The sequence below is a fragment of the Flavobacterium jejuense genome, assembly GCF_006491595.2.
In the GTDB taxonomy this organism is placed as follows: domain Bacteria; phylum Bacteroidota; class Bacteroidia; order Flavobacteriales; family Flavobacteriaceae; genus Flavobacterium; species Flavobacterium jejuense.
Genome location: NZ_VEVQ02000029.1, coordinates 1 through 9554 on the forward strand (window position 1 = coordinate 1; position 9554 = coordinate 9554).

Here is a 9554-nt window from a genome sequence, read left to right on the forward strand (position 1 = left end):
GGAACCTTTAATTCAAAGCAACTACCATCCACAGATTACTGGTTTACTGTAGAATATCAAGAAAACCAACAAAGTAAAGTATTTAAAGCACATTTTTCATTAAAACGATAAATGATAAACATAAAAATAGCCTCACGTTTTGTGAGGCTATTTTTTTATTAATATTTTATAAATGAGTTTTTAGGAAATTAAATAGATTTATTTTTGTAAGCTGATAGGGCTTCTTTAAGAATTTGGACAGACTTGATTAAATCTTCTTTTTTTAAAACATAAGCAATTCTAACTTCGTCTAAACCTACATTTGGTGAAGAATAGAAACCTGCAGCTGGAGCAACCATAACAGTTTCACCATTTAAGTCATATTTTTCTAGTAACCATTGAGCAAAATCATTAGCATTATCTATTGGAAGTTTTGCAATGCAATAAAAAGCTCCTTTAGGAATAGCAACTTTTACACCATCTATTTTATTTAATTCATTAACTAGGATATCTCTTCTCTCCTTGTATTCTGATATAACTTCATCAAAGTAACTTTGAGGTGTTTCTAGAGCCGCTTCACTTGCAATTTGTGCATAGGTTGGAGGACTTAGTCTTGCTTGAGCAAATTTCATTGCTGTTGACATGACTTCAGAGTTTTTAGAAACAATACAGCCAATTCTAGCACCACACATACTGAATCTTTTTGATACTGAATCAATCATAATGGCATTATTTTCTAATCCAGGTATAGTCATTATAGAATAATGCTTATAGCCGTCATAAGTAAACTCTCTGTAAACTTCATCAGCAATTAAAAATAAGTCATGTTTTTTAACAATTGCAGCTAATTGATTAATCTCTTCTTCAGAATATAAATATCCAGTTGGGTTTCCAGGATTACAAATTAAAATAGCCTTTGTTTTAGAAGTAATTAGTTTTTCAAACTCTTCAATTGGAGGTAAAGCAAAGCCAGTTTCTATGCTTGAAATTACAGGAGCTACTTTAACACCCGAAGCTACTGCAAAACCATTATAATTTGCATAAAATGGTTCAGGTATAATTACTTCATCATCTGAATCCATAGTGCTGCCAAGAGCAAAAAGTAAAGCTTCAGAACCTCCAGTTGTTATTATAATGTCTTGTTTATCAATGGGTAAACTTTGCTTTTTATAATAATTAGCGAGTTTTTCTCTATAGCTATCAAAACCAGCTGAATGACTATATTCTAAAACTTCTATATTTGCATTTTTTACAGCATCAAGTGCAACTTTAGGAGTTTTAATATCTGGTTGACCAATATTTAAATGATAAACATTATGACCCTTTTTCTTTGCAACTTCAGCATAAGGAACTAGTTTACGAATTGGAGATTCAGGCATTTGTAAGCCTTTCTGTGATATTTTTGGCATAATTTTTAATTTTGATTTGCAAAATTGCAATTTTTTTGTCAAATTTTATTAATCTTTTATTTTTTAAAATGTTAAATATTATCATTATATAAAATAATTTCCTACATTTAATTAAAACCTTTTCTATTAACTAAAATTTTTTCTATGCAAAAAAAAATACTTAGCCTATTACTGTTATTTATTTCGATTAATTTATATTGTCAATCTAAATGGACATCAAAAAAAGATAAAATTATAATTCCATTTGAACTTACTCAAAATTTAATCATTGTAGAGGTGGAAATTAATGAAGTAAAATTAAATATGCTATTAGATACGGGATCTGATAAAAGTCTTTTATTTAGTTTTCCTGAAAATGATACCATTTCGTTTTATGAAACAAGAAGAGTAAAAGTAAATGGATTAGGAAATGGAGAAACTTTAGAAGCTTTAGTATCCAATAATAATAATTTTAGAATCAAAGATTATATTGATGAAAAATTTCAAATTTTACTAATTACGGATCAAAATATTAATTTAGTTAATAAATTAGGTGTTCCAATTAATGGAATTGTTGGAGCCAGTTTTTTTAAAGATTTTTTAGTTGAAATTAATTATCAAAGGAAGAAAATTATTCTACATAGAAATACTGAAAAAATTCTTTTGAAGAAAGGAAAAAAACATACAGCAAAAGACATTGAGATTATTAAAGATAAACCTTATTTAGAGGTTCAATCTAATTTGAATGGAGAGGGTGAAATAGACTTTAAATTATTAATAGATACTGGGCTTGGCGATGGTTTGTGGCTTTTTGAAAATGATAGTGTAAAGTGTTCTAGAAAATTCATTGAAGACGTACTTGGAAGAGGTTTAGGAGGCGATATAAGAGGTAAAAAATCAAGAGTAGGAATTTTAAATTTAAATGGATTTGTTTTGAAAGAAGCCTTGGTTTCTTATCCTGATAGTTTATCATTTAGTCAACTAGATATAGTAAGAGGAAGGGATGGGTCTCTCGGAGGAGGGATATTGAAAAGATTTAATTGGTTTTTAGATTACAATAATAAAAAAGTTTATTTTAAAAAGAATAAGCTTTTTAAGGAACCTTTTAATTATAATATGTCGGGTATTGAAGTTCAACACTCAGGTTCGACTTGGGTTTCTGAAAAAGTTAATTATGGAAATAGAGAAAGTACATATTTAAACAACCCTAGTGCAACAAATAACAAAGTTATAGTATTAGATAACTCTATGAAATTTAATTATAAAATTGAATTGAAACCAGTATTCGATATATATGCTATTAGAAAAAATTCTCCAGCAGATTTAGTTGGTCTAAAAGTGGGAGATAGGATTATCTCTATAAATGGTAAAAGATCTTTTGATTTTACAATACAAAAAATAACAGATTTGTTTCAATCTGAAGAAGGGAAAATAATTAAAATTGAGATAGAAAGAGATGGTATAAAAATGGATTTTAAATTTAGGCTTCAGAAAATTCTTTAATAAAAAAGTCCCACTAAAGTGGAACTTTTTTATTAAAGTTATTCCACAATAACTGTTCCTTTTATCCTTAGCGGTACAACTCCATTTAATTTATTTATTGCATTACTTTCTACAGTAATGGTTTTGCTAATAGGTCCAGGGTTCATATTGTACTTCACTGTAATTTTATCCGATTTTCCTGGCATAATAGGTTGGTTGGGTTTAGTAGGAACAGTACAACCACAACTCGATTTTACGTCAGTAATAATTAATGGAGCATTGCCTGTGTTAGTAAACTCAAAAACACGTATGCCGTCATCTTTGCCTTTTACTACATCACCATAATTAATAGTTTCTTGTTTAAATTCAATTTTAGGACCATCTTGTCCATATGAAAATAAATTTATTAATAAAAACGCTAAAAATCCAAATAATTTTTTCATCATATTTAATATTAATGATTTATGTAAAAATAAATGTTTTATTGCAAACAACAAATTAAAATACCTTTTTTTATTTTAGGTTATATCATTACTTTTGCAAACTGTAATATGCAAAAACGATACCAAACTATAATTTAAATTTATTTGAAGCGAAAGGTTTGTGTTTTTTTGGAATCCATAATCCTGCTATTCGCGCTACAAGGTAGCCAGCTACTATCAGGGCTATTAAGGTTTCTACTTTTGTTTTTGTGAATTTAAAAATAATAAACACGAATTAAATTAATATAATAATGTCAATTCCAGCACAGTTTAATCCAAAAGACGTAGAACAAAAATGGTATGATTACTGGATGAAAAATAAGTATTTTCATTCAAAACCAGACAACAGAACTCCTTATACAATTGTAATTCCTCCGCCAAACGTGACAGGAGTCTTGCATATGGGACACATGTTGAACAATACCATTCAGGATGTTTTAATTCGTCGTGCTCGTTTAAAAGGATTCAATGCTTGTTGGGTTCCTGGAACAGATCATGCTTCAATTGCAACAGAAGCAAAAGTAGTTGCCAAACTAAAATCAGAAGGAATTAATAAAGCCGATTTAACGCGTGAAGAATTCTTAAAACATGCTTACGATTGGACTGACAAATACGGAGGAACAATTCTTGAGCAATTAAAACAATTAGGATGTTCTTGCGATTGGGACAGAACTAAATTTACTATGGATGAAGATATGTCAGCTTCTGTAATCAAATCTTTCGTGGACTTATATAATAAAGGAATGATTTATCGTGGTTACCGAATGGTAAATTGGGATCCTGAAGCAAAAACGACTTTGTCTGACGAAGAAGTAATTCACGAAGAACGTCAAGGTAAATTATACTACATCAATTATAAAGTTGAAGGGACAAACGATGTTTTAACCATTGCAACAACTCGTCCAGAAACAATTTTTGGAGATACTGCTATTTGTATTAATCCAAATGATGAACGTTTTACCCATTTAAAAGGTAAAAAAGCCATTGTTCCTATTTGTAACAGAGTTATTCCTATTATAGAAGATGAATATGTGGACATCGAATTTGGAACTGGTTGTTTAAAAGTAACACCAGCTCATGATGTTAACGATAAAGAACTTGGAAACAAACATAACTTAGAAATTATCGATATTTTTAATGAAGATGCTTCTTTAAACAGTTTTGGGTTGCAATTTGTAGGTCAAGATCGTTTTGTAGCACGTGAAAATGTTGCTAAAGAATTAGAAGAAATTGGAGTTTTAGTGAAAACGGAAATTCACATGAATAAAGTAGGAACTTCAGAGAGAACTAAAGCAGTTATTGAACCAAGATTATCAGATCAATGGTTCTTAAAAATGGAAGAGTTAGTAAAACCAGCCATTAAAGCAGTTTTAGAAGATGAAGAAATCAAATTATATCCAAGTAAATTCAATAATACGTATCGTCATTGGTTAGAAAATATTAGAGATTGGAACATTTCTCGTCAATTGTGGTGGGGACAACAAATTCCAGCTTATTTTTATGGTGATGGAAAAGAAGATTTCGTAGTTGCAGAAAATAGTAATGAAGCTTTAAAATTAGCTAAAGAAAGAACAGGAAATACTTCTTTAACAATTGCAGATTTAACTCAAGATGCTGATGCATTAGATACTTGGTTTTCATCATGGTTATGGCCAATGGCTGTTTTTGGTGGAATTTTAGATCCAGAAAGTGAAGATTTTAAATACTATTATCCAACAAATGATTTAGTAACTGGTCCAGATATTTTGTTTTTCTGGGTAGCTCGTATGATTATTGCAGGATATGAATACACTGGTAAAAAACCATTTAACAACGTATACTTAACAGGTTTAGTTAGGGATAAACAACGTCGTAAGATGTCAAAATCACTTGGTAATTCTCCTGATCCATTAGAATTAATCGAAAAATTTGGCGCAGATGGAGTTAGAGTAGGACTATTATTAAGTGCTTCAGCAGGAAACGACATTATGTTTGATGAAGAATTATGTAATAATGGTAAAGCTTTCGCAAATAAAATTTGGAATGCATTCCGATTAATTAAAGGTTGGGAAGTAGCTGATATTGTGCAGCCAGAAGCATCAAAAATCGCTATTGATTGGTATGAAGCGAAATTGCAACAAACATTGGCTGAAATTGAAGATAATTTTGAAAAATATAGATTGTCTGACGCTTTAATGAGCATTTATAAATTGGTTTGGGACGATTTCTGTTCATGGTTCTTGGAAATTATTAAACCAGCTTATCAACAACCAATTGATAAAACAACGTTTGATAAAGCCATTGAATTATTAGAAGCTAACTTGAAATTATTGCATCCATTCATGCCTTTCTTAACAGAAGAAATTTGGCAATACATTGCAGAAAGAACTTCAGAAGAAGCTTTGATTATTTCAAAATGGCCAACTATGAAAAATACAAATGCTGATTTAATTATGGAATTTGATTTTGCAACTGAAGTTATTTCTGGAATTAGAACCATTCGTAAAGAGAAAAACATTGCTTTTAAAGATGTTATCGATTTAAAAGTGATCAATAATGAAAATACTTCTACAAAGTTTGATGCAGTAATTCTGAAATTAGGAAATATTGAAAGTTTAGAATATGTAACAGAAGCGGTTGAAGGAACATTAACTTACAGAGTAAAATCTAACGAATACTTTATTCCGATTGCCGGAAATATTGACGTAGCTGCTGAAATTGAAAAACTAGAAGCCGAATTAAAATACACACAAGGCTTCTTAAAATCTGTTCAAGGAAAATTGAATAATGAAAAATTTGTTACTGGTGCACCAGAACAAGTTATTGCAAATGAGAGAAACAAAGAAGCGGATGCTTTAGCTAAAATTGCTACTATTGAGCAAAGTCTAGCTAGTTTGAAATAATATGATAAACATTTATTTACAAAGCCTTACTGTACAGTAAGGCTTTTTGTTTAATCTGTAATTTGTGTATTTTGTCGATATTTTTTACACGACAAAGTATTAGTAACAATTTTTTAATTATATTAGCAATAACTTAACAAATTATTAATATATTATGAAAAAAATTACGCTAAGTCTATTATTATTCTTTTTTTCCTTAATAAGCTTTAGTCAAGTACCTATAGGGAATGGTAATAATGAACTACAACAATTGCCATTTGATCCATTTTATGGATATACTTATTCTCAGAGTATATACACCTCTGCTGAAATAAATGCATCTGGTAATATTACGGGACTGCAATGGTATTTTAGTGGCACTTCACTTTTACCCAATAATCAAAATTTAACAATTTATTTAGGGCACTCAACAAAAACTGCATTTGCCAACACAGCAGATTGGGAGCCATTAGCATCACTGAATGCCGTTTATACTGGAACTATTCCAGTTTCAGGAGCAGGTTGGGTAAGTATTACTTTTGATACGCCATTTACTTATAATGGTACTGATAATTTAATTGTAGCTGTAGATGAAAATTTTGCGGGTTACGATAGTAGTGCAGATGATTTTTATAATACGGACTCTACTACAGGTAGAAGTATATGGTATAGAAGTGATTCAACTAATCCAGATCCAGCAAATCCACCCGCTGGTACTCTTGCTTCATTTTACCCAAATGTTATTTTTAACGGAATTGTGCAAGCATGTCCACAGCCAACAGCTTTAGTAGCTAGTAATATAACATCTTCTTCTGTTGCTGTGGGTTGGACAGCCGCTGGTTCTGAAACGGATTGGGAATATGTGATTCAACCACTAGGAACGGGTATGCCGACTGGTGCTGGTACTACAACAACTAATAATCCTTTAACAATTTCAGCATTGTTGCCAAATACTAATTATGAAATTTGGGTAAGAGCTTATTGTAGTGTGTCTGAACAAAGTTCATGGAGTGGTCCTTTGAATGTTTTGACTTTATGTAATGCATTTACAGCTCCTTGGACTTATGATGTTGAAACAGCTGGTTTAACAACTAACTCAATAATTCTTGATTGTTGGTCTTCTATTCCAGCCAATACGACTGCATCTTATAGATGGAATGTTGATGGAGGAGGTGGAACGCCTACAACTCCTAATACAGGACCAACGGGTGCTAATAGTGGTGCAAAGTATTACTATGTGGAAGCAAGTAGTGGTGCTGTGGCTGAAGTAGCAGAATTATATTCTCCTTTAGTGAATGTGTCTTCTTTAACGAATGCTTCATTACAATTTTATTACCATATGTTTGGTAACACAATGGGAGAATTACATATCGATATTTTTGATGGATCAGTTTGGGTTAATGACGTAGATGTAATTATTGGTCAACAACAAACAGCAATTAGTGACCCTTGGGTTCAAAGAATTGTTAGCCTTTCTGCTTATACAGGAACAATACAAGCAAGATTCAGAGCAATTCGTGGAAATGGAGTGAATGGAGATATTTCTTTAGATGATATTTCTTTTGATGAAGCACCGGCATGTTTGCCTCCAACAAATTTAACAGTTTACAATATTACAGATACAACTATAGATATAGATTGGACTGAAAATGGTTCAGCTTTTGATTGGGAATATGTTGTTCAGCCTGCAGGTACAGGTACACCAGTAGGATCTGGTACATCAATTGATTTACAACCATGGGAAGGAGCTATTTCTGGTTTGACAGCAAATACAAATTATGAAGTTTACATAAGGTCTTATTGTAGTGTTGTAGAACAGAGTACTTGGTTTGGTCCTGTTAGCTTTACAACTGAATGTGCAACATATTCAGCTCCTTTTACGGAAGGATTTGGTAATGCTGGTTCTATACCTCTTTGTTGGGATATGAGTGGTTCTGAAAATTGGATATTTTCAAATTCAGGCTCTGGAAATCATATAGGAAACAACGGGACAATAAACGGGACAACAAACTCTAATGGATATTTTGCATGGATTGATGATTCAACACCAGATACTTCTGATGCTACTTTAACTTCTCCTTTTATTGATGTTTCTACATTAACAACTCCTAGACTTACTTTTTATGAACTAAGTAATAATGAGGGGGCTAATCCTAACTCAACATTAAATGTTGAAGTTTGGGACGGTGCTGCTTGGAATTCGGTTGCTACTTACAATACTAATACTGTTGGTGGTTGGGAAAAGAAAATAATAGATTTAAGTTCTTTAACTATTACAGGAAATATAAAAGTAAGATTTATTATTATTGAATCTACTAGTTTTTATGATGACATAGCAATTGATGATGTAACTATTGAAGAAACTCCTCAATGTGAGTCACCATTAGCGTTAATGGCCTCTAATATAACTTCAACAACAGCAGATTTATCATGGAACTCAATAGGTTCTGAGACATCTTGGAATATAGAATATGGAATTACAGGATTTACTCTAGGTTCAGGTACTCAATCTATAGGGGTTACAAATCCTTATAATTTGACTTCTCTTACTGCTAATACTACTTACCAATATTATGTTCAGGCTGATTGTACAACTAATGGACTAGGTACTTGGTCAGGACCTTATAGTTTTACAACATTATGTAACCCATATACAATCCCTTATTTTGAAGGCTTTGAGTCTGGATACACACAAGATGTAGCTGTTGGAGGGTGTTTGTATCAAGAATCTGTTACAGCAACACAAGTTTGGACTGCAAATTCAACTCTTACTACTTACAATAGAACTCCTAGAACTGGTTCGTGGAATGCTTATTTACAATATGGCAATGATGATTGGTTATTTATTCCAATTGACTTAGTTGGTGGAACTAGTTATACTATTGATTTTTATGCACGTCAAGATGGCTCTACTGCTACAAATTCAAATATTACCGTAAGTTATGGTACAGTAGCTACTGCAGCAGGTATGACAAATTCAATTGTTCCTGCTACTGGAATTGTTAATGGGAATTACCAACAAATAATTGGTTCATTTACACCTGCAAGTTCTGGAACTTATTATGTAGGTATAAAAGGGTATATGAATTTTAGCCCATGGTATATTTCATTAGATGATATATCTATTAATGTAACTCCTGCATGTCAGGATCCATTTGGCTTAGCTGTATCAAATCTAACTGATACTTCAGGAGATATCACATGGTCTGCTTCATCTGGTAGTTATGAATATGTATTAGATACCAATGCATCTGATCCAGTAGGTTCTGGAACAGCCCTAACAACAGAAACATATAACGCTACTGGTCTAACTTCTTCAACAACTTATTATTTTCATGTTAGAACAGATTGTGGATCAGGTA

6 protein-coding genes are annotated in these 9554 nt (G+C 31.6%); 4 read left to right on the plus strand and 2 right to left on the minus strand.

All coding sequences use genetic code 11. The features are described 5' to 3' along the window. Positions 1 to 111, plus strand: a 111-nt coding sequence (locus FIA58_RS20955) for a T9SS type B sorting domain-containing protein (RefSeq protein ID WP_140962629.1), incomplete at its 5' end; no start/stop codon positions are given. A 77-nt stretch (positions 112 to 188) separates the two neighbouring features. Here the strand turns inward: FIA58_RS20955 and FIA58_RS20960 are convergent. After that, complete coding sequence (locus tag FIA58_RS20960) at positions 189 to 1388, minus strand: pyridoxal phosphate-dependent aminotransferase (RefSeq protein ID WP_140964654.1); 1200 nt, start codon at positions 1386 to 1388, stop codon at positions 189 to 191. 144 nt (positions 1389 to 1532) lie between these two features. On the opposite strand from FIA58_RS20960, the gene FIA58_RS20965 reads away from it, so the two are divergent. Then, complete coding sequence (locus FIA58_RS20965) at positions 1533 to 2870, plus strand: PDZ domain-containing protein (RefSeq protein ID WP_140964655.1); 1338 nt, start codon at positions 1533 to 1535, stop codon at positions 2868 to 2870. A gap of 38 nt (positions 2871 to 2908) precedes the next feature. Here FIA58_RS20965 and FIA58_RS20970 read toward each other — a convergent pair whose 3' ends face one another. Further along, entirely contained in the window at positions 2909 to 3292 is a 384-nt protein-coding gene (locus tag FIA58_RS20970) for a DUF1573 domain-containing protein (RefSeq protein ID WP_140964657.1), read from the minus strand. A gap of 290 nt (positions 3293 to 3582) precedes the next feature. Here FIA58_RS20970 and FIA58_RS20975 point away from each other — a divergent pair, with 290 nt between their 5' ends. Continuing rightward, complete coding sequence (locus FIA58_RS20975) at positions 3583 to 6213, plus strand: valine--tRNA ligase (RefSeq protein ID WP_140964656.1); 2631 nt, start codon at positions 3583 to 3585, stop codon at positions 6211 to 6213. A 154-nt stretch (positions 6214 to 6367) separates the two neighbouring features. Beyond that, the coding region (locus tag FIA58_RS20980) for a fibronectin type III domain-containing protein (RefSeq protein WP_208022843.1) at positions 6368 to 9554 on the plus strand (3187 nt) is incomplete at its 3' end.